Here is a 19,772-nt window from a genome sequence, read left to right as displayed (position 1 = left end):
CCCCCGGCCGTGCGCTCCCGTCTCGCCGCCCGCGAGTTCTACTACGGGTGGGTCGTCGTCGCCGCCTGCTTCCTCGCGGCGGGGTCGCTGTTCGGGATGACCTACTCCTTCTCGGTGTTCTTCGACGCGCTCGCGGCCGACTTCGCCGTCTCGCCGGCGCGCGTCTCGCTCGTCTTCGGCGTCCAGACCGCGGCCATCTACGTCGGCGGCGCGGGACTCGGCCGCGCGCTCGACCGGGTCGGCCCGCGGAAGCTGCTCGCCGTCGGGGCCGTCCTGCTCGCGGGCGGGATGCTCGCGGCCGCCCGCGCCGACTCCTACTTCCTCCTCGTCGCGGGCTACGGGCTGACCACGGGGCTGGGGATGGGCTGTTGTTACGTCGTCGCGTACGCCACCGTCCCGTCGTGGTTCGGGCGGCGGCGCGGCTTCGCCAACGGGGTCGCCGCGGCCGGCCTCGGCGCGGGCCTGCTCGTCGTCGTCCCGACGGCCTCGTGGCTCGTCGGGGCGCGGGGCTGGCGCGGCGCGTTCGACGCGCTCGCCGTCGGCCTCTTCGTCGTGCTCGCCGTCGCGACGCTCCTGCTCGCGGCCCGGCCCGAGGCGGTGGGGGCGGACCTCTCCGTCGAGTTCCCGGAGGGACGGGCCGGCCCCGGCGAGGCCGGAAACGTCCGCGCCACCGTGTTCTCGCTCCCGTTCCTGTTCGTCGTGCTCGGGTGGGCGGGCGTGTACGCGACGCTGTACGTGCTCGTGAACCACCTCGTCCCCTTCGCCGCGGACGAGGGAGTGCGGTGGGCCGGCGTGACGGCCATCAGCGCGCTCGGCGTCTCCACCAGCGGCGCGCGCCTCGTCGTCGGCTACCTCTCCGACCGGACCGGGCGCGTCCGGGTGTTCGTCGCCTGCTCGGTCGTCATGGGGCTGTGTCTCTGTGCGCTCCCGTTCCTCTCGACGGGGTACGCGCTCGTCGCGCTGGCCGTCGTCTTCGGCGTCGGCTACGGCGGCAACGGCGCGCTGCTGTCGCCGCTCGTCGCGGACCTGTTCGGCGTGGAGGACATCGGGACCCTGTACGGCGTCGCCTCCGTCGCCTTCGCGCTCGCGGGGCTGTCCGCGCCGCCGCTGGCGACGCTCGCGTACGGCGCGCTCGGCGACTACACGCTCGTCTTCCTCGCCACGGGCGTCGTCGGCCTCGCGGGCGCGGGGTTCGTCGCCGCTGCGGGGCGGACGGCCTGACCCTCAGCGCGCGTCCTCGAGGTCGTCGAGGGCGCCGGGGTTCTCGATGGAGGACATGTCGCCGAGATCCTCGCCCGTGTAGGTGGCCTGCACCGCGCGGCGGATTATCTTCCCCGACTGCGTCTTGGGGAACTCGTCCACGAACAGCACCTCGCGCGGGCGGAACGGCTTGCCGAGTTCCTCGCCGACCACGCCGCGTATCTCCTCGCGGAGGTCGTCGGCCTCCGCGACGCCGTCCTCCACGATGACGTAGAGGACGACCGCCGTCCCGGTCGTGTCGTCGGGCACGCCGACGGCGGCGGCCTGATTGACCGCCTCGTGGTCCATCGCCGCCCCCTCCACCTCCGCGGGGCCGACCTTCCGACCGGCGACGTTGAGCGCGTCGTCCGCACGGCCGTGGAGGAACCAGAAGCCGTCCTCGTCCTTCTGAGCCCAGTCGCCGTGGTCCCACATGTCCTCGAAGGAGGACCAGTACTCATCGAGGTAGCGCTCGTCGCCCGACCACAGCGACTTCGTCATCGAGGGGCAGGAGTCGCGCGCGACGAGGAAGCCCCGCTCGTGGCTGTCGGCGATGGACGCGCCCGTCGAGTCCACGATGTCGATGTCCATCCCGAGGCCGGGGCCGCCCAGCGTGCAGGGCTTGAGGTCGTTGATGGGGAGCGGCATCAGGAAACAGCCGCAGATCTCCGTCCCGCCCGAGATGTTGATGATGGGGGCCTCGCCGTTGCCGACGTTCTCGTAGAACCACAGCCACGACTCGGGGTCCCACGGCTCGCCGGTCGAGCCCAGCAGCCGCAGCGAGGAGAGGTCGTGGCCCTCCAGCCACTCGTCGCCCTGCTTCCGGAGCGCGCGGATGGCGGTCGGCGAGATGCCGAACTGCGTCAGGTCGTGGCGGTCTATCATCTCCCAGAAGCGGTCCGGTTGCGGGTAGTCGGGCGCGCCCTCGTACATGAAGACGGTGCCGCCGAACACGTGGTTCCCGATGAGCGTCCACGGCCCCATCATCCAGCCGATGTCCGACACCCAGAAGAAGCGGTCCGCGGGCTTTCGGTCGAAGCCGAAGTGTATCTCCTTCGCGCACTGCACCTGCACGCCCGCGTGCGTGTGGACGATGCCCTTCGGCTTGCCCGTGGTTCCCGACGAGTACAGCAACATCGACTCGTCGCTCGCGTCGAGTTCGACCGTGTCGAAAGTGTCCGGTTGGGTCTCGACGGCCTCGTCCCAGTAGGCGTCGCGGCCCTCGGTCATCGGCGGGTCGGAGTCCGCGAACCGCCGGTAGACGGCCACGTCGGACACCTCGGTGTCGGCCTGCTCGATGGCCTCGTCCGCGGCGTCCTTCAGCGTCACCGTCGAGCCGCGCCGCGAGAAGCCGTCCGCGGTGAACAGCACCGAGGCCTCGGGGTCCTCGATGCGCGTGGCCGTCGCGTCCACGCCGAAGCCGGAGAAGATGGGGACGGCGATGGCGCCGACCTTGAAACAGCCGTAGAGGATGGCGATGACCTCCGGCACCATCGGCATGTACAGCGCGACGGTGTCCCCCTTCCCGACCCCACACTCGGCGAGGTAGTTCGCTACCTGGTTCGCCCGCCGGTGGAGCTCGTGGAAGGTCACGTCGCGCGTCTCGCCGTCCTCGCCCTCCCAGATACAGGCGACCTTGTTGCGGCGCTCGCTGTCGCGGGCCGCGTGGCGGTCGAGGACGTTGTGGGCGATGTTCGTCGTCGCGCCCGGATACCAGTCGGTGAACTGCGGGCCGTCCGTGTCGTCGCGCACGGCGTCCGGCTCCTCGTACCAGTCGATGCCGAGGTACTCCGGCAGTTCGCCCCAGAACCACTCGACGCCGCTCTCGGGTTCGCCCTCCATCTCCGTCGTCGTCCGCTCGACCAGTTCGTCGTAGTCGTCGATGCCGTACGCCTCCATGAAGGCGTGGACGTTGGTGGACTCGACGAACTCCCGCGACGGCTCGTGGACGACCCGGTCGAGGTCTTCGAGTGACGCGTTGTCGCTGCTCATACTCGAGCGATGCGACCGCCCCCCGGATAACGGTTTCTCGTAACATGTGAACCCCGCGTCGCGGCGAGGAGTTTTGAGGCGGGCCGTCCTACCGGGGGACATGTACGTCAGGGACGCGCGAAACCGCGACGAGGCGTGGCTCCTCGACCACATCGAGGCGATGGGGCTCGACGACACGGCCTTCCGGTCCCGTGACTACGTCATCGCGGTGGACGACGACTCCGCGACGAGGGCCGGCTTCGGCCGCTTCCGCGTCCACCGCGACGACGACGTCTGCGAACTGACGAGCATCGGCGTGCTCGACGGGTGGCGCGGGCAGGGCGTCGGCGCCCACATCGTCGAGCGCCTGCTCCGCAACGCCGACATCGAGGGGTACGACCGCGTGTACACGCTCACGCCCGAACACGAGTACCTCGCGCAGTTCGGCTTCCGCGCCGTCGAGGAGTCGGACCTCGCGGAGAGCCTGCGCGACCGGCTGGCCGAGAAGCGCGAGCGCCACGACACCGTCGTGCCGATGGTCATCGACGCCGACCGCTTCCGGATGCCCGACGACCTCCGCGAGCGGTTCAAGCAGGCGGCGGAGGCCGCCCCCGCCGAGACGGAGCCCGAGGAGACGCCCGAGGACTTCGGCATCGACCCCGACGAGGCGACCTACAAGTACGACACCGGCTGAAGGAGCCGGCGCGACGGGTACGACACCGGCTGAGGGAGCCGGCACGACGAGTACGATACCGGCTGACGAGGCCCGGCGAGACCGACACGCGGTCACGGGGCGTCGGCCGACTGGCCAACCGTTAAGCGGGGGCGCCCGGAAGGTCCGGGCATGTTCGACGAGGAGGAGCTCGCCGAGATACGCGAGGCGAAGGAGTCGTGGGAGGCGGAGACCCGCGGCCCCACCGTCGACCGGTTCGGCGAGCGGAAGGAGACGTTCACGACCGACACCGGGGGCCGCGAGGTCGACCCGATATACACGCCCGACGACGTGGCGGACCTCGACTACGACGAGGACCTCGGCTTCCCCGGCGAGGAGCCGTTCACGCGCGGCGTGTACTCCACGATGTACCGCGGGCGGCTGTGGACGATGCGCCAGTACGCCGGGATGGGCACCGCCGAGGAGACGAACGAGCGGTTCCGCTACCTCATCGAGGAGGGGTCGTCGGGGCTGTCGATGGCGTTCGACCTCCCGACGCAGATGGGGTACGACTCCGACGACGCGATGGCCGAGGGCGAGGTCGGGAAGTCCGGGGTTGCCATCGACTCGCTCGACGACTTCGAGACGGTGTTCGACGGCATCTCGCTCGACGAGGTGTCCACGTCGATGACCATCAACGCCCCGGCGTCCATCCTGCTCGCGATGTACATCGCCGTCGGGGACAAACAGGGCGTGGACCGCGAGGCGCTCCGGGGAACCATCCAGAACGACGTGCTGAAGGAGTACATCGCGCGCAACACCTACATCTATCCGCCGGAGCCCTCCATGCGGCTCATCACCGACATCTTCGAGTTCTGCGCCGAGGAGGTGCCGAACTTCAACACCATCTCCATCTCCGGCTACCACATCCGGGAGGCCGGCTCGACGGCGGCCCAGGAGATAGCCTTCACCCTCGCCGACGGCATCGAGTACGTCGAGCGGGCCATCGAGGCCGGCCAGGACGTGGACGACTTCGCGCCGCAGCTCTCCTTCTTCTTCGCGTCGTACAACAACATCCTGGAGGAGGTGGCGAAGTTCCGGGCCGCCCGCCGGATGTGGGCGACGATAATGGAGGAGCGGTTCGACGCCGAGACCCCCGCCTCGAAACAGCTGAAGTTCCACACCCAGACCGCGGGCTCGACTCTCACCGCCCAGCAGATAGAGAACAACGTGGTCCGTGTCGGGTATCAGGCGCTCGCGGCGGTGCTCGGCGGCACGCAGAGCCTCCACACGAACGGGAAGGACGAGGCGCTGTCGCTGCCGACCGAGAAATCGGTCAGGACGGCGCTGCGCACCCAGCAGATACTCGCCCACGAGTCGGGCGCCGCCGACACTATGGACCCGCTCGCCGGCTCCTACTACGTCGAGAGCCTCACCGACGACATCGAGGCCGAGGCCTTCTCGATAATCGACGAGGTGGACGAGCGCGGCGGGATGCAGGACGCCGTCGAGTCCGGGTGGGTGCAGGGCCAGATACAGGACGTGGCCTTCGAGCGCCAGCGCGAGATAGAGGCGGGCGAGCGAACCATCGTCGGCGTCAACGACTACCGCGTCGAGGAGGAGCCGGAGGCGGACATCGAGGAGGTCAGCGAGGCCGAACAGGAGCGCCAGCGCGAGCGGCTCGCCGCGCTGCGCGAGGAGCGCGACGACGCGGCCGTCGAGGCGGCGCTCGACGACCTCCGGGACGCCTGCGAGTCGGGCGAGAACGTGATGCCGTACATCGTCGCCGCGGTGAAGGCGTACGCGACGACGGGCGAGGTGGCCGACGCGATGCGCGACGTGTTCGGCGAGCACCGTGCCGGCATCTGACGCGCCGGCAGGTAGATGCTCCCGGCGCGCGTCCGGGACGGTGTGACCGACATCCACTCCTCGCACGACCTCTCTGCGGCCGACGCCCTCCAGTACGCACGGACCGCCGAGGACGCGTGGACCGCGGGCGACGGCGAGGCCTGCCGTACGGCGCTCGCGGCCGGCAACGACGCGGTCGCCGCGGCGGCGCGGCGGGCGACCGACGAACACCTCTACCGGCTCGTCGAGAGCACCGCCGAGGCCGTGGCCGCGGCCGACGACGGGGTTCGACTCGGCGCTGACGACGCCGGGAACCGCGTCACGCGGGCGCTCGTCGCGGTCCGCCACGCGGCGAACCGCCTCGACCCGACGGCCGTGGCCGACCGGGACCGGATGCCGTAGCCGCGGGCTTTTCCTCGGGTGGCCGCGAAGCGCTCCCATGCACTTCGACCACGCCGGTATCGCGACGACGGAGGCCGACTCGCTCGTGTTCCTGTTCGAGGACCTGCTCGACTGCGAGGTCGTCCACGAGGAACTGTTCGACGGCATGAAGCTGGTCTTCCTCGATCTCGGGAACGGCTACCTCGAACTGCTGGAGCCGACCGGGGAGGAAGGGGCGATAGCGCGCTACCTCGACGCGAACGGACCGGGCATCCACCACCTCGCGTTCGCGACGGAGGACATCGACGCGGCCCTAGAACGGGCGCGGGACCGCGGCGTCGACCTCATCGACGAGGAGCCGCGCGAAGGGGCGTGGGGCCACGACGTGGCCTTCTGTCACCCGAAATCGACCGGCGGCGTCCTCGTCGAGTTCGTTCAGCACTGATTCGCCAGCGCGGCGGTGAACTCCTCGGTGTCCTCCGGGGGCTCGTCGAACCACCGCGCGTCGGTGACCGGCGCGTCCTCGGGCACCTCGATGTCCCCCGACGCCTCGGCCGTGAATATCACGGTCACCATCGGGAACGACGGCGGCAGGAGGTCGCCCGGCTCCACGTCGCGTTCCACCTCGCGGACGATGTGTTTCTCGCGGACGAAACAGAAGCCGGTCACGTCGGCGTCGAGGCCGGTCGCGGCCCGGACCTCGCGGCGGGCCGTCTCCACGAGCGAGTCCTCGCCCTCGTACATCCCGCTCGGGTGGCCCCACCCTTCCACCTCGGGGTGGCGCACGAGGAGGACCTGCCCCTCGTCGTTGCGGACGATGGCGCCCGCGTCGGCCAGCTTGCCGTACTCCTCGACGATCTCCAGGCCGCCCTCGTACAGTTCGGGCGGACGGATGGTACGTTCCTCCGCGAGCTGGTAGGTGCCGAACCGCTCGCGCAGCCGGTTCAGCTCGCGGCTCGCCCCGAGGCGCGCCTGCATCCGCGGGCTGAACTCCTCGTCCTGGTACTTCCACGGCGGGTCGAACGGGAGGTCGTCGGCGTCGAACTCCGTCCGCTCGCCGTCGACGGTGACGGCGACGGTGCCCGCCGCCTCGTCGGTCTCGACCTCAACCTCGTCGGGGTCGAAGTCCTCGTCGAGCCAGTCCGGTTCGCCCTCAACGAGGTTGAACTCGCCGCCGAGCGCGTCGCCGGCGTCGCCCTCCGGTCGCTCGTCGTCGTCGTCGGTCATACCCGGGGGTTGCATCGCGGGCGTAAAACCCCCGCGGCCTGTGTCGCCCGGACGACGGGGCGAGGCGGGCGTGCGCCCCCTTCGAGGAACGCGGTCAGCCGAAGCTCTCGACCTTCGCGCCGTCGAGGTCGCCGCCCGCGGCCGTCACGGACGCCTCGGCGAGGTCCACGAAGTCGGCGAAGCCGTAGACGAACAGCTGTTGACCGTCGTAGGCGTCGGCGACGGCCTCCCGGACGGCGTCGTCGTCGCCGAGGACGAACACCTCGGCGCCGGCGCTCGCGGCCGCGGCGAGGCGGTCCTCGTGGACGGGGGCGTCGTCGCGATAGACGACGGTCACCTCGTTGCCGTCGCGGAGCGCGCGCTCGGCGATGGCGACGGCCGGGCCGACGCCGGGGCCGCCGGCGAGGACCAGACTCCGGGCCTCGCCCTCGTAGTAGTCCCGGCCGAACGGGCCGGTCACGGTGACGGCGTCGCCGGCGTCGAGGGCGAGCAGGTACTCGGAGAACCCGCCGGCCTCGTCGGCGTCGTACGAGACGGTGAGTTCGAACGCGTCGTCGGTCTCCGGCGAGGAGACGGTGTAGAAGCGGGACTCCTCCTCCCCGTCGAGGACGGCGGTGAGCTTCACGAACTGGCCGGGTTCGGCGGCGAAGCCGGCCGGCGAGGCGAGGTCGATGGCGACCGTGTCCGGGCCGACGTCGCGGACGGCACGGACCGTGGTCTCTGCGGGCTCCATACGCGGGGAAGCCGCGGGGCGCGAAAGGCCCTTTCGGTCGCGGCGGCGCGGTTCGGCGGCGGGCGACGCCGCGTCGCTCGCTCGCGCTGGACGAACGTCGAGCGGGCGGCCGAAACCGGCAAACTATCCGGACGTTCGCCGCCGCAAATCGGGCGAGGATGGTGTATTCAGAAGCCTTAACGTGCGTCGGATGGAAGCGCGATACAGTATGCCAGAGGACCTCAACTGGGCCATCGGCGGCGAAGCCGGCGATGGGATCGACTCCACCGGGAAGATCTTCGCCCAGGCCCTCTCGCGAGCGGGCCGGCACGTCTTCACGTCGAAGGACTTCGCCTCCCGTATCCGCGGCGGGTACACTGCCTACAAGGTTCGCACGTCCGTCGAGCGCGTCGAGAGCGTCGTCGACCGCCTCGACATCCTCATCGCGCTGACCGAGCGCACCGTCGAGGAGAACATGGACGAACTGCACGACGGCTCCGTCATCATCTACGACGGCGAGCGCACGATGATGTCCGACTTCGAGGCCCCGGACGGGATGATCGGCCTCGACGTCCCCCTCAAGCGGCTGGCCGAGGAGGCCGGGGGCGCCATCATGCGCAACATCGTCGCGCTCGGCGCGGCGTGTGAGGTGGCCGACTTCCCTATCGAGAACCTCGACGAGGCGCTGGAGAAGCGCTTCGGCGGGAAGGGCGAGGCCATCGTCGAGAACAACAGGGCCGCCGCCCTGGCGGGACAGGACTACGTGCAGGAGGAGTACGACCTCGACACCCCCTACGAGCTGGAGACCACGGACGCGGACTACGTGCTTCTCAACGGCGACGAGGCCATCGGGATGGGCGCCATCGCCGCCGGCTGTCGCTTCTACGCCGGCTACCCCATCACGCCCGCGACGGACGTGATGACCTATCTGACGGGCCGCATCGACCGCTACGGCGGCAAGGTCGTGCAGGCCGAGGACGAGCTCTCCGCCATCAACATGGCGCTGGGCGCGGCCCGCGCCGGCGCGCGCTCGATGACCGCGACCTCCGGGCCGGGCATCGACCTGATGACGGAGACGTTCGGGCTCGTGGCCACCTCGGAGACGCCGCTCGTCATCGCCGACGTGATGCGCTCGGGCCCCTCGACCGGGATGCCGACGAAGCAGGAGCAGGGCGACCTCAACATGGCGCTGTACGGCGGCCACGGCGAGATACCCCGCTTCGTCGTCGCGCCGACCTCCGTCTCCGAGTGTTTCTGGAAGACCGTCGAGGCGTTCAACCTCGCCGAGCAGTACCAGACCCCCGTGTTCGTCCTCTCGGACCTCGCGATGGCGGTCACCGAGCAGACGTTCCCGCCGGAGACGTTCGACATGGACGAGGTCGAGATAAACCGCGGCAAGGTCGTCGACGACGACACCATCGGCGAGTGGCAGAACGACTCGGGGCAGTTCAAGCCCCACGCGCTCACCGACGACGGCGTCTCGCCGCGCGCGTTCCCCGGCACGGACGGCGGCGCGCACATGTCCACGGGCCTCGAACACGACGAACTCGGCCGGCGGACGGAGGACACGGACATGCGCATCGAGCAGGTGGACAAGCGCAACCGGAAGGTCGAGACCGCCCGCGAGCGCGAGGACTGGAGCCCCCGCGAGTTCGGCGACCCCGAGTCGGGCAACCTCGTCGTCTCGTGGGGCTCGAACGAGGGCGCGCTGCGCGAGGCCATCGACCTCCTCGACGAGGAGGGCGTGGACGTGCGCGTGCTCTCGGTCCCCTACATCTTCCCGCGGCCGGACCTCACCGAGGAGTTCGAGGCCGCGGACGACGTGGTCGTCGTGGAGTGTAACGCGACGGGCCAGTGGGCGGACGTGCTCGAACACGACACGCTCCAGCGGGTGAAGCGGGTGAACAAGTACAACGGCGTCCGCTTCAAGGCGGACGAACTCGCCGAGGACCTCACCGACGCGTTCGGTATCGCCGGCGAGACGGAGGTGGAAGCAGAATGAGCTCAGAGAACGTCAGATTCGTCGATTTCAAGTCGGACAAACAGCCCACGTGGTGTCCCGGGTGCGGCGACTTCGGCACCATGAACGGCATGATGAAGGCGCTCGCGAACACGGGCAACGACCCCGACAACACGTTCGTCGTCGCCGGCATCGGCTGTTCGGGCAAGATAGGCACCTACATGCACAGCTACGCGCTCCACGGCGTCCACGGGCGCGCGCTCCCGGTCGGCACGGGCGTGAAGATGGCCAACCCCGACCTCGAAGTGATGGTCGCGGGCGGCGACGGTGACGGCTACTCCATCGGCGCGGGCCACTTCGTCCACGCCGTGCGCCGGAACGTCGACATGACGTACGTCGTCATGGACAACCGCATCTACGGGCTGACGAAGGGGCAGTTCTCGCCCACCAGCCGCGAGGACTTCGAGACCTCCACGTCGCCGGACGGGACCCACCAGCAGCCGGTGAACCCGCTGGCGCTCGCGCTCGCCGCGGGCGGGACGTTCATCGCGCAGTCGTTCTCGTCGGACGCCCAGCGTCACGCGGAGATCGTCCAGCAGGCCGTCGAACACGACGGCTTCGGCTTCGTGAACGTGTTCTCGCCGTGCGTCACGTTCAACGACGTGGACACGTACGACTACTTCCGCGACTCGCTGCAGGACGTCGGCGAGTCCGACCACGACGCCTCCGACTACGACGCCGCCAAGGAGAAGATACTCGACCGCGACACCGAGTACCAGGGCGTCCTGTACCAGGACGAGAGCTCGGTGCCCTACGAGCAGCGCGAGGGCGTCGAGGGCAACATGGCCGACATCGACGACACCCCGCCCGAGGACGCGATGGACCTCGTGCGCGAGTTCTACTGAGGCCGCGGTTCCTTTTTTCTGTTCTCCGCGGCCGATAGCCACGGCACCCGCGGCCCCCCCACCGCGGTCCCGTCCGGACACACAACCGAAACGACTGATAAGCGGGAACCCGCGTATCCCCTATGAGCGGAGACGAGACCGAGCACTTCGACGTCGTCGTCGCCGGCGCGGGGCCCGCCGGGGGGCAGTGCGCCCGCGACCTCGCCGCCCGCGACTACGACGTCCTCCTCCTCGAAACCGAGGCCGAAGACGAGTTCCCGCGACAGAGCAACAAGTCGACCGCGGGGACGTTCCCGCGGATGACGGGCGCGTTCGGCGTGCCCGACCGCCTCGTGGAGAAGTTCACCGACAGCGTCGTCGTCGAGTCGCCGAACGACCACTACAAGCAGGACCAGCCGGGCGCGGTCCTCGACTTCGTGGCGTTCAAGCGGTGGCTCGTCGAGGAAGCCCGCGACAACGGCGCCGAGGTGCGCTTCGGCTCGCGGGTGAACGCGCCGATCACCGAGGACGGCCGCGTCGTCGGCGTGACGTACGCCGGCTCCGAGGAGGTGCGCGCCGACATCGTCGTGGACGCGACGGGGCCGAGCGCACCCCTCGCCAAACAGCTCGACGTAGTGGACCTCCACCGCGCGAACCAGGCCATCGGAATCGACTACAAGCTCGAAGGGCTGGACCTCGACCACGAGGGGTACGCGGACCTCAACGGCGCGATGATGCTCCGGCTCGACCACGACATCGCCCCGGGCGGCTACTCGTGGATATTCCACACCGGCGGCGACACGGCGAAGGTCGGCGTCTGCTACATCCAGAACGAGCGCCACGACGAGGTCGCGCGCGACGACATGCGCATCGACGACTACCTCGACTACTGGCGCGAGACTGACCCCCGCTTCGAGGGCGCGGAGGCCGTGGAGGGCGAGCACATCCTCCGGGGATCGGCACACATCCAGATGCCCGGGAACCTCTCGACGGACGGCTTCATGGCCGTCGGCGACACCGTGCCGACCATCGACCCGCTGTGGGGCGAGGGCATCCACCAGGGGATGGAGTCGGGCCGCGCGGCGGCCATCACCGCCGACCACTGCCTGACGGGCACGAGCCGCGACACCTCCGCCGAGGAGATGAGCGTCTACGACGACCTGTGGCACGAGCGGGTCGCCCCGAACATGTCGAAGCGCCTGCTCATGACCGAGCTGTTGTACCTCGTCGACAACGACCGGTACGACCGGTTCGTCCGCACGATGCGGAAGCTGCCGGACGACACGCTGTCGAACGCCAACACCGGGAGCCTGCGCTCCATCGCCCGGCTGCTCGAACCGGGCGACCTGACGTACCTCGCGAAGCTCGCGCGCAACCGCGTCTCCGACCCGTACCGCCGCTGGAACCCGCTGTCGTAACCGTCCGCCGCGACCGCAAACCGTTTTCCCCGCCGTCGTGTACCCCGGCGTATGTCACACCAGCAGTCCGACGAGGTTCCGGTACACGACGGCATGCCCGCGCTCGGGCTCGGCACCTGGCAGAACGACGACCAGGAACAGGTCGCGGAGTCCGTCGCCACGGCCCTGGATATGGGGTATCGCCACGTCGACACCGCCCAGATATACGGCAACGAGGAGGGCGTCGGCGACGGCATCGCCGCCGCGGACGTCGACCGCGAGGACGTCTTCCTCGCCTCGAAGGTGTGGATAGACCAGCTCGCGCACGACGACGTGGTCGAGTCCACGGCGGAGAGCCTGGAGAAGCTCGGCACCGACTACGTGGACCTGATGTACGTCCACTGGCCGGCCGGCGACTACGAGCCGGGCGACACCCTGCCCGCGCTCGGCGAACTGAAGGACGACGGGCTGGTGCGTCGCATCGGCGTCTCGAACTTCGAGCCGCACCACGTCGACGACGCGAAGGAGGTGCTCGGCGGGGACGTGTTCGCGAACCAGGTCGAGATGCACCCGCTCCTCCAGCAGGAGGAACTGCGCGAGTACGCCGCGGACGCGAACGTCGAACTCGTCGCCTACTCCCCGCTCGCCCGCGGGCAGGTGTTCGACGTGCCGGAGCTGAACGAGGTGGCGGAGAAACACGGCGTCAGCGAGGCGCAGGTGTCGCTCGCGTGGCTCCGCGAGAAGGACGTGACCGCCATCCCGAAGGCGACGAGCGAGGGCCACATCCGCGACAACTGGGAGAGCCTCGGCGTCGAACTCGACGAGGAGGACGTCGCAGAGATAGACGCCATCGACCGCACCGACCGGCGCGTCCACCCCGACTTCGGCCCCGATAGCTGGAACTGAGCGCGCGCGTTTCGTTCTCCGCGTTTCGTCACACGGTCACGAGCCAACGGCTCGGGTCGGGTAGCGGGCAGAAGGAACGACGGGCGGGAGGAACGACGAGAACGAGGAGCGGACCTCAGCGAACGGAGTCGAGCAGCAGTTTCTGCTCGACGCGCTTGACCTCGTGTTGCACGTCGCGTACGGCGTCGATGTTCGCGGAGATGGAGGAGACGCCCTCGTTGACGAGGAACCGGACCATCTCGGGCTTCGAGCCGGCCTGCCCGCAGATGCTCGTCGCCACGTCGTGCTCGCGGCACGTCTCGATGACCTCGCCGATGAGCGCGAGCACGCCGGGGTGGAGTTCGTCGAAGCGGTCCGCGACGTTCTCGTTGTTGCGGTCCACCGCGAGCGTGTACTGCGTCAGGTCGTTCGTCCCGAAGGAGGCGAAGTCGATACCGGCCTCGCACATCGACTCGACGGTGAGCGCCGAGGCGGGCGTCTCTATCATCACGCCCCAGCGGCGCTTCTCGGGGTCGACGCCCGCGTCCTCCAGCAGGTTCCGGGCGCGGATGACGTCCTCCGCGTCGTTGACGAGCGGGAACATCACCTCGACGTTGTCGTAGCCCATCTCGAACAGGCGGCGGAACGCCTCCAGTTCGTGGGCGAACGTGTCCGGCCGGTCGAGCGAGCGTCGGATGCCCCGGTAGCCGAGCATCGGGTTGTGCTCCTTCGGCTCGTCGCCGCCGCCCTCCAGCTGTCGGAACTCGTCGGTCGGCGCGTCGAGCGTGCGCACGCGGACCGGCCGCGGGTAGAACTCGTCGGCGACGCCGCGCACGCCCTCGACGATCTCCTCGACGTACGCCTCCTCGCCGTGGTCGGCGATGTAGCGCTCGGGCGTCTTGTTCGTCGAGAGTATCATGTGCTCCATCCGCAGGAGGCCGACGCCGTCGGCGCCGGTCTGTGCGGCGCGGTGGGCGGCCTCGGGGATGGAGACGTTCACCTTCACCTCGGTCGCTGTCATCGGCTTGACGGGGTTCTGCGGGCGCACGTCGGCGTGGTCCTCCTCCTCGGTCTTCGCCTCCTTCTCGCGGAGGCCGGCGACGACGGTGCCCTTGTCGCCGTCGATGGTTATCTCCTGGCCGTCCGAGAGCGCCTCGGTCGCGGTGCCCGCGCCGACGACGGCGGGGACGCCGAGTTCCCGGGAGACGATGGCGGCGTGGGAGGTCATCCCGCCCTCGTCGGTGACGATACCGGAGGCGCGCTTCATCGCCGGCACCATGTCGGGGGTCGTCATCTCGGTGACGATGACGTCGCCCTCCCCGACCTTGTCGAGCTGGTCGAGCTTGCGGACGATGCGGACGGGGCCGGCGGCGACGCCGGGCGACGCGCCGAGCCCGCGCACGAGCACCTCACCCTCGTCGTCGCCGCCGTCGGCCGTCGCGGCCTCCGCGGACGACTCCGAGATGGTCGTGATGGGCCGCGACTGGAGCATGTACACGTCGTCGCCGACGATGGCCCACTCGACGTCCTGCGGGGCGTCGTAGTGCTCCTCGGCACGGCGGCCGAGTTCGACGAGCTTCGCGATCTCGTCGTCGTCGAGGACGACCGCCTCGCGCTTGTCCTCGGGAACCTCGCGCTCGACGGTCTCGCCCGTCTCGGCGTCCTTCTCCATCATCACCTTCTTCTCCGCGACGGTGGTCTCGACGGTCTCGCCCGTCTCGCGGTCCACGACGTAGTTGTCGGGGGAGACGGAGCCGGAGACGACGGCCTCGCCGAGCCCCCACGCGGCCTCGATGATGATCTTCGGCTCGCCCGTCGAGGGGTGGGAGGTGAACATCACGCCGGACTTGTCGGCGTCGACCATCCGCTGGACGACGACGGCGATGTCCACGTTCCGGTCGTCGAATCCCTGCTCGCCGCGGTAGTAGATGGCGCGCTGGGTGAACAGCGAGGCCCAGCACTCCTTGATGCGCTCGACGAGCGCCTCGCCCTGCACGTTGAGGAACGTCTCCTGTTGCCCCGCGAAGGAGGCGTCGGGCAGGTCCTCCGCGGTGGCGGAGGAGCGGACGGCGACGAAGGCGTTGCCGTCGTCGAGGTCGGCGTACGCGTCGACGATGCCCTGCCGCATCTCCTCGGGCATCTCCGTGCCGAGGATGAGTTCCTCGGCGCGCGCCTCGGCGCGGGCGAGGGCGGCCGAGTCGTCGGTGTCGACCGCCACCGCCTCGAACAGATCCTCGGCGATGCCGGTCTCCTCGATGAACGTGCGGTAGCTCCCCGCCGTGACGACGAACCCGGGCGGCACCGGAAGTCCCGCACCCGTCATCTCGCCGAGCGACGCGCCCTTGCCGCCGACGGCCCCGAGGTCGTCCGACCCGATATCGTCGAGCCACAGTACGGGTCCCTCCGCGCGCTGTGTCATTACACGGCGGTTTTCCGCCTCACACCTTAGGTCGTTCGGATGCGGGGCCTATCGCGGCGAACACCGGACACTCGCACGCGAGTCGTCCACAGGGGGTCGCCCCGGCGCTGACCCGCCTGAACGGCCCCCTCAGGCCTCGACGATGTCGTCCGACTCGAAGTCGGGGATTGCGACCTCCCCGTCGAGCGCGACCGAGGCGGTGCCGCCCACGCGGACGACGCCCTCGGTGGTCGCTCGGCTCGCCGCCACGCGGACGAGGCCGTCGCGGTCGAGGAAGTGGCCCTGCTCGAAGGTCATCACCTCCGGGGTCGGGTCGAACGCCCCGAAGCGGTCGAGGTACGCGCCGCAGGCGCCCGAGGCCGTCCCCGTCACGGGGTCCTCGTCGATACCCAGCCCGGGGACGAAACACCGGCCGTGCAGCGTGGACTCCGACTCCAGGGTGTCGAACGTGAATGCGTAGAGGCCGGCACAGTCGTGTTCGTCCGCGAGCGCCGCTATCGCGTCCGTGTCGGGGGCCATCCCGCTCAGGTCCGAGAGGTACTCGACGGGGACCATCAGGAAGGGGAGGCCCGTCGAGGCGCGAGCGAGCGGCAGGTCCGCGCCCAGCCCGGACAGCGCCGTCTCGCGGACGCCGAGCGCCGCCGCGACCGGTTCGTAGTCGAGGTCGAGTTCGCGTATCTCCGGGGCGTTCTGCGTCATCCACACCGTCTCGCCGTCGACCTCCACGTCGAGGACGCCCACGTTCGTCTCGACGGTGTAGTCGCCGGCGGCGATTTCGGCCGCCTCGATTCCCATCTCCGCGAGGACGACGTGGCTCGCGACCGTGGCGTGTCCACAGAGGTCCACCTCGGTCGTCGGCGAGAAGTAGCGGAGTCGGCGGTCGGCCTCGTCGCTCGACAGCAGGAACGCCGTCTCGGACGCGCCGAGTTCCCGCGCTATCGCCGCCATCTGTTCGTCGCTCAGGCCGTCGGCGTTCGGGACGACCCCGGCAGCGTTCCCGTGCAGCGGCTCGTCGGCGAACGCGTCGACGAGGAGGGCGCGGCGTGTCTCCATGGGGCCACTGCGGCGCCGGGTACCGAAAGGGTGTCGCCGTGTCGGAGCCCGTAGATTTAATTCCGTAGAATCGAACTCCCCGCGAAGCAATGGTCCGCGACCCGCCGCCGTACTCGCTCGTCCTCGCCGGGAGCGGCGCAGTGCTCGTGGGCGTGACGATAGGGTTCGCCGTGGGGGACCCGGACCCGCTCGCCTCCTCGCTCGCGCAAGGTGCGCTCTCGCTCGTGGTCGGGGGCGGCCTCGTCGTCGCCGGCGTCTACCAGCGCAGGTGGGCCACGGACCACCGCTCCTGGCGGTCCATCGGCTGGCTGTGTGTGCTCGTCGGCGCGGCGGCCGTGGACGTCGTCTGGTCGTACACCGTCTCGCTCGCGCTCGGGGCCGTGACGCTCCCGTTCGAGGTACTCGGGACCGTGGCCGTCGGGGCCGCCGCGGGCGCGGTCGTCGTCCACTTCGACCGGCGACGGGCGGCGCGCAACCGCGAGCGCGCGCACAACCGCCGGAGCTACCGGGAGGTGTTCGAGGGCGTCAACGACGCCGTGCTGGTCCACGCGGCCGACGGCACGGAGATACTCGACGCGAACGAGCGCGCGGCCGAACTGTACGGCTACCCCGTCGAGGAACTGATCGGGATGAGCCCCGGCACGTTCTCCGTCGCGGAGGAGGGATACACCGACGAGCGCGCCCGCGAGTACATCGACCGGGCGCTCGCCGAGGACGGCGTCACGTTCGAGTGGCGGAACGAGCGTCCGGACGGGGAGCGGTACTGGGCGGAGGTGAGCCTCCGGCCGGCCGTCATCGGCGGCGAAGAGCGCGTGCTCGCGGTCGTGCGCGACATCGACGAGCGGAAGCGGCGCGTGCGGGAACTCCGGGTGAAGGACCGGGCGCTCGCGGCCGCGAACGTCGGCATCACCATCGCGCGCCGCGACGACGACGGCGGCTGGCCGACCCGCTACGCCAACGACGCGTTCCTCGAGATGACCGGCTACGACCGCGACCGGGTGCTCGGGTCGTTCGGCGCCTTCCTCCGGGGACCCGACACCGACGAGGAGACGGTCGAGCGGCTGGAGGCGGCGATGGCCGCGGGGGAGCGGGCCGAAGTGGACGTGCTGAACTACCGGGCGGACGGGACGCCGTACTGGGACCGGGTGAGCCTCGCCCCGGTGCGCGACGACGACGGGGGGGTGACCCACTACGTCGGGTTCCACCGCGACGTGACGGAACACCGGAGCCGCGAGACGCTGTTCTCCGTGATGAACCGCGTCCTCAGACACAACCTCAGCAACGACCTCACCGTCATCGCGGGCCACGCCGACCTGCTGGCCGGGTCCCTCGACGGTCGGGAGGCGGACGTCGCCGGGACCATCGAGGAGACCGCGTCCTCGCTCGCCGAGACCGGCGAGAAGGCGCGCGAGCTCGACACCGTGGCCGCCCGCGATATCGACCCCCACCCGGTCGAGGTCTCCGCGCTCGCGGCGGGCGCCGCCGAGTCGCTCCGCGAGGCGTTCCCGGACCGCACCGTCGAGGTCACGGGCGGGAAGGCGAGCGCGCTGGCCACGTCGGACGTGGAGCGGGCGCTCCGCGAACTCGGCGAGAACGGCCTCGAACACACCGACGGCCCCCTCCGGTTCGACGTGCGGCGCGACGGCGACACCGTCTTCATCGACGTCGTGGACTCGGGCGGCGGGCTCCCGGAGATGGAGCGCGACGTGCTCACCTCCGGGAACGAGACGGCCCTCCGACACGGGCAGGGCCTCGGCCTCTGGCTGGCGAACTGGCTCGTCACGGCCGCGGGGGGACGGGTGGTCACCGACGGGGCCGACGGTGCCGCGGTCACGGTCGAACTGCCCGCCGCCGCCGCCGACTCGTCCGGGCGACCGGCCGCGCTCGACGTCGACTAGCCCCAGCAGTCGCGGTGGACCCGCTCGCCCTCGTCGGGCAGGACGGGACCGACGGTCCGCACGTCGGCGCTCCCGCGGTCGAATATCTCCGCCGACGGCACCACGAGGTCGTTGCCCGCCACCTCCGCCGCGTGTTCGGCGGACACGGAGTACACGACCCCGGCCAGTTTCGCGATGTAGATGCCGCCCGAGCACATCGCACACGGCTCCGTGCTGGTGTACATCACCGTCTCGCGACACTCCTCGCGGGTGAACTCGCTCGCGGCCCGCTTCGCCAGCGTGAGTTCCGGGTGGCGCCGGAGGTCGTCGGCCGTGTTGACGGCGTTGCGCTCCTCCATCACCACCTCGCCGTCGCGGACGAGCAGCGAGCCGAACGGCTCGTCGCCGCGGTCGGCGGCCTCCCGGGCGAGGTCGAGCGCGCGGGTCATGTACCGCTCGTGGTCGAGCGCGTCGAGGTCCATACCCCGGCCTCGGCCGCCGGGGGCTAAAGCGCCGCGGCGAACGAACACCCTTTAACCCCGCTCGGACCCGACGCCGGGGTATGAGCGACCTCCCGGACGATTTCAAGTGTACGGTGACGAACTGGGACTACATCTACGACCTCTGCCGGGGCGTCTCGAACCAGGTGAAGGCCGCCGACTTCGAGCCGGACGTGGTCGTGGCGCTGGCCCGTGGCGGCTGGTTCGCCGGGCGGTGTCTCTGTGACTTCCTCGGGCTGGACGACCTCACGAGCCTGAAGATGGAACACTACGTCGGCACGGCACAGAAGAGCGAGGGCGCACAGGTCCGCTACCCGATGCCCGAGGGGAGCGTCGAGGGGAAGGACGTGCTCGTCATCGACGACATCGCCGACACCGGCGGGAGCATCAGCCGCGCCCACGAGTACGTCACCGACCGGAACCCGGGCGAGGTCCGCACCGCGACGCTCCAGTTGCTGGGAACGAGCGAGTTCGAGCCGGACTACGTCGGCGAGGAACTCGACGAGTGGGCGTGGATCGTCTACCCGTGGAACTTCATCGAGGACATGATAGACCTCACCTCGGGCGTGATGGAGAAGGCCGAGGCCGACACGTTCACCCGCGGCGACATCCGCGACGCGCTCGCGCGGTTCCACGAGGTGGAGCGCATCGAGATGGAGATAGCCCAGCCCGGCCGCCTCGGCGAGGTGCTCTCGGAGATGGAGCGCCGCGAGGTCGTCGAGCCCGCGGGCCACGGCGAGTGGCGGCTCGCGTGACGCCCCCGAACC

Annotated in this window: 17 protein-coding genes; 11 read left to right on the top strand and 6 right to left on the bottom strand. The window is 70.2% G+C overall.

Features of this window, described 5'->3' with window-relative positions; translation table 11 throughout:
* The first annotated feature begins 9 nt into the window (after window positions 1-9).
* Window positions 10-1,221: an MFS transporter gene (locus P2T37_RS10960; protein WP_276233976.1), complete on the top strand. Its 1,212-nt coding sequence runs from the start codon at window positions 10-12 to the stop codon at window positions 1,219-1,221.
* Between the two features lie 3 nt (window positions 1,222-1,224).
* Here the strand turns inward: P2T37_RS10960 and P2T37_RS10955 are convergent, their stop codons facing one another.
* Window positions 1,225-3,231 carry an AMP-binding protein gene (locus P2T37_RS10955; RefSeq protein WP_276233975.1) on the bottom strand — a complete coding sequence of 669 codons (2,007 nt, stop codon included), beginning with the start codon at window positions 3,229-3,231 and terminating at the stop codon, window positions 1,225-1,227.
* Window positions 3,232-3,331: 100 nt separating this feature from the next.
* Here P2T37_RS10955 and P2T37_RS10950 point away from each other — a divergent pair, with 100 nt between their 5' ends.
* The 4 genes from P2T37_RS10950 (at window position 3,332) to mce (ending at window position 6,536) form a co-directional block, all read left to right on the top strand.
* Entirely contained in the window at window positions 3,332-3,904 is a 573-nt protein-coding gene (locus P2T37_RS10950; RefSeq protein ID WP_276233974.1) for a GNAT family N-acetyltransferase, read from the top strand.
* A gap of 150 nt (window positions 3,905-4,054) precedes the next feature.
* Window positions 4,055-5,731: an acyl-CoA mutase large subunit family protein gene (locus P2T37_RS10945; protein ID WP_276233973.1), complete on the top strand. Its 1,677-nt coding sequence runs from the start codon at window positions 4,055-4,057 to the stop codon at window positions 5,729-5,731.
* Window positions 5,732-5,773: 42 nt separating this feature from the next.
* Window positions 5,774-6,112 (top strand): hypothetical protein, encoded by a 339-nt coding sequence (locus P2T37_RS10940; RefSeq protein ID WP_276233972.1) that lies wholly within the window; start codon window positions 5,774-5,776, stop codon window positions 6,110-6,112.
* Between the two features lie 37 nt (window positions 6,113-6,149).
* On the top strand, window positions 6,150-6,536 hold the full coding sequence (mce, locus tag P2T37_RS10935) for a methylmalonyl-CoA epimerase (RefSeq protein ID WP_276233971.1): 387 nt from the start codon (window positions 6,150-6,152) through the stop codon (window positions 6,534-6,536).
* Here mce and P2T37_RS10930 read toward each other — a convergent pair.
* Entirely contained in the window at window positions 6,527-7,318 is a 792-nt protein-coding gene (locus P2T37_RS10930) for an NUDIX domain-containing protein (protein ID WP_276233970.1), read from the bottom strand. The two genes, mce and P2T37_RS10930, sit on opposite strands and share 10 nt — an antisense overlap.
* Window positions 7,319-7,412: 94 nt before the next feature.
* The gene (locus tag P2T37_RS10925; protein WP_276233969.1) at window positions 7,413-8,051 is read right to left on the bottom strand and encodes an FAD-dependent oxidoreductase; all 639 of its coding nucleotides are present in this window, start codon (window positions 8,049-8,051) and stop codon (window positions 7,413-7,415) included.
* A gap of 208 nt (window positions 8,052-8,259) precedes the next feature.
* On the opposite strand from P2T37_RS10925, the gene P2T37_RS10920 reads away from it, so the two are divergent.
* The 4 genes from P2T37_RS10920 to P2T37_RS10905 all read left to right on the top strand — a co-directional run bounded on the left by P2T37_RS10920 (window position 8,260) and on the right by P2T37_RS10905 (window position 13,177).
* On the top strand, window positions 8,260-10,032 hold the full coding sequence (locus P2T37_RS10920) for a 2-oxoacid:acceptor oxidoreductase subunit alpha (protein WP_276233968.1): 1,773 nt from the start codon (window positions 8,260-8,262) through the stop codon (window positions 10,030-10,032).
* On the top strand, window positions 10,029-10,895 hold the full coding sequence (locus P2T37_RS10915; protein WP_276233967.1) for a 2-oxoacid:ferredoxin oxidoreductase subunit beta: 867 nt from the start codon (window positions 10,029-10,031) through the stop codon (window positions 10,893-10,895). Before P2T37_RS10920 ends, P2T37_RS10915 begins: the two co-directional genes overlap by 4 nt.
* A gap of 122 nt (window positions 10,896-11,017) precedes the next feature.
* Window positions 11,018-12,292, top strand: a complete 1,275-nt coding sequence (locus tag P2T37_RS10910) for a digeranylgeranylglycerophospholipid reductase (protein WP_276233966.1) — start codon at window positions 11,018-11,020, stop codon at window positions 12,290-12,292.
* A 51-nt stretch (window positions 12,293-12,343) separates the two neighbouring features.
* Window positions 12,344-13,177 carry an aldo/keto reductase gene (locus P2T37_RS10905; RefSeq protein WP_276233965.1) on the top strand — a complete coding sequence of 278 codons (834 nt, stop codon included), beginning with the start codon at window positions 12,344-12,346 and terminating at the stop codon, window positions 13,175-13,177.
* A 115-nt stretch (window positions 13,178-13,292) separates the two neighbouring features.
* Here the strand turns inward: P2T37_RS10905 and ppsA are convergent, their stop codons facing one another.
* The gene (gene ppsA, locus P2T37_RS10900; protein ID WP_276233964.1) at window positions 13,293-15,575 is read right to left on the bottom strand and encodes a phosphoenolpyruvate synthase; all 2,283 of its coding nucleotides are present in this window, start codon (window positions 15,573-15,575) and stop codon (window positions 13,293-13,295) included.
* Window positions 15,576-15,704: 129 nt separating this feature from the next.
* A complete protein-coding gene (locus P2T37_RS10895) occupies window positions 15,705-16,628 on the bottom strand; it encodes a PhzF family phenazine biosynthesis protein (protein WP_276233963.1) in 924 nt (307 codons plus the stop codon).
* Window positions 16,629-16,717: 89 nt separating this feature from the next.
* On the opposite strand from P2T37_RS10895, the gene P2T37_RS10890 reads away from it, so the two are divergent.
* Entirely contained in the window at window positions 16,718-18,526 is a 1,809-nt protein-coding gene (locus P2T37_RS10890) for a PAS domain S-box protein (protein ID WP_276233962.1), read from the top strand.
* On the opposite strand, the gene P2T37_RS10885 is transcribed toward P2T37_RS10890, so the two are convergent.
* Entirely contained in the window at window positions 18,523-18,987 is a 465-nt protein-coding gene (locus tag P2T37_RS10885) for a nucleoside deaminase (protein WP_276233961.1), read from the bottom strand. The genes P2T37_RS10890 and P2T37_RS10885 overlap by 4 nt on opposite strands.
* Window positions 18,988-19,067: 80 nt before the next feature.
* Here P2T37_RS10885 and P2T37_RS10880 point away from each other — a divergent pair, with 80 nt between their 5' ends.
* A complete protein-coding gene (locus P2T37_RS10880; protein ID WP_276233960.1) occupies window positions 19,068-19,760 on the top strand; it encodes a phosphoribosyltransferase in 693 nt (230 codons plus the stop codon).
* The last annotated feature ends 12 nt before the right edge of the window (window positions 19,761-19,772 follow it).

Source organism: Halosegnis marinus, assembly GCF_029338355.1.
Taxonomy (GTDB): domain Archaea; phylum Halobacteriota; class Halobacteria; order Halobacteriales; family Haloarculaceae; genus Halosegnis; species Halosegnis marinus.
The sequence above is the reverse complement of the archived record's forward strand: the minus strand, read 5'-3'. Positions and strand labels throughout refer to the sequence as shown.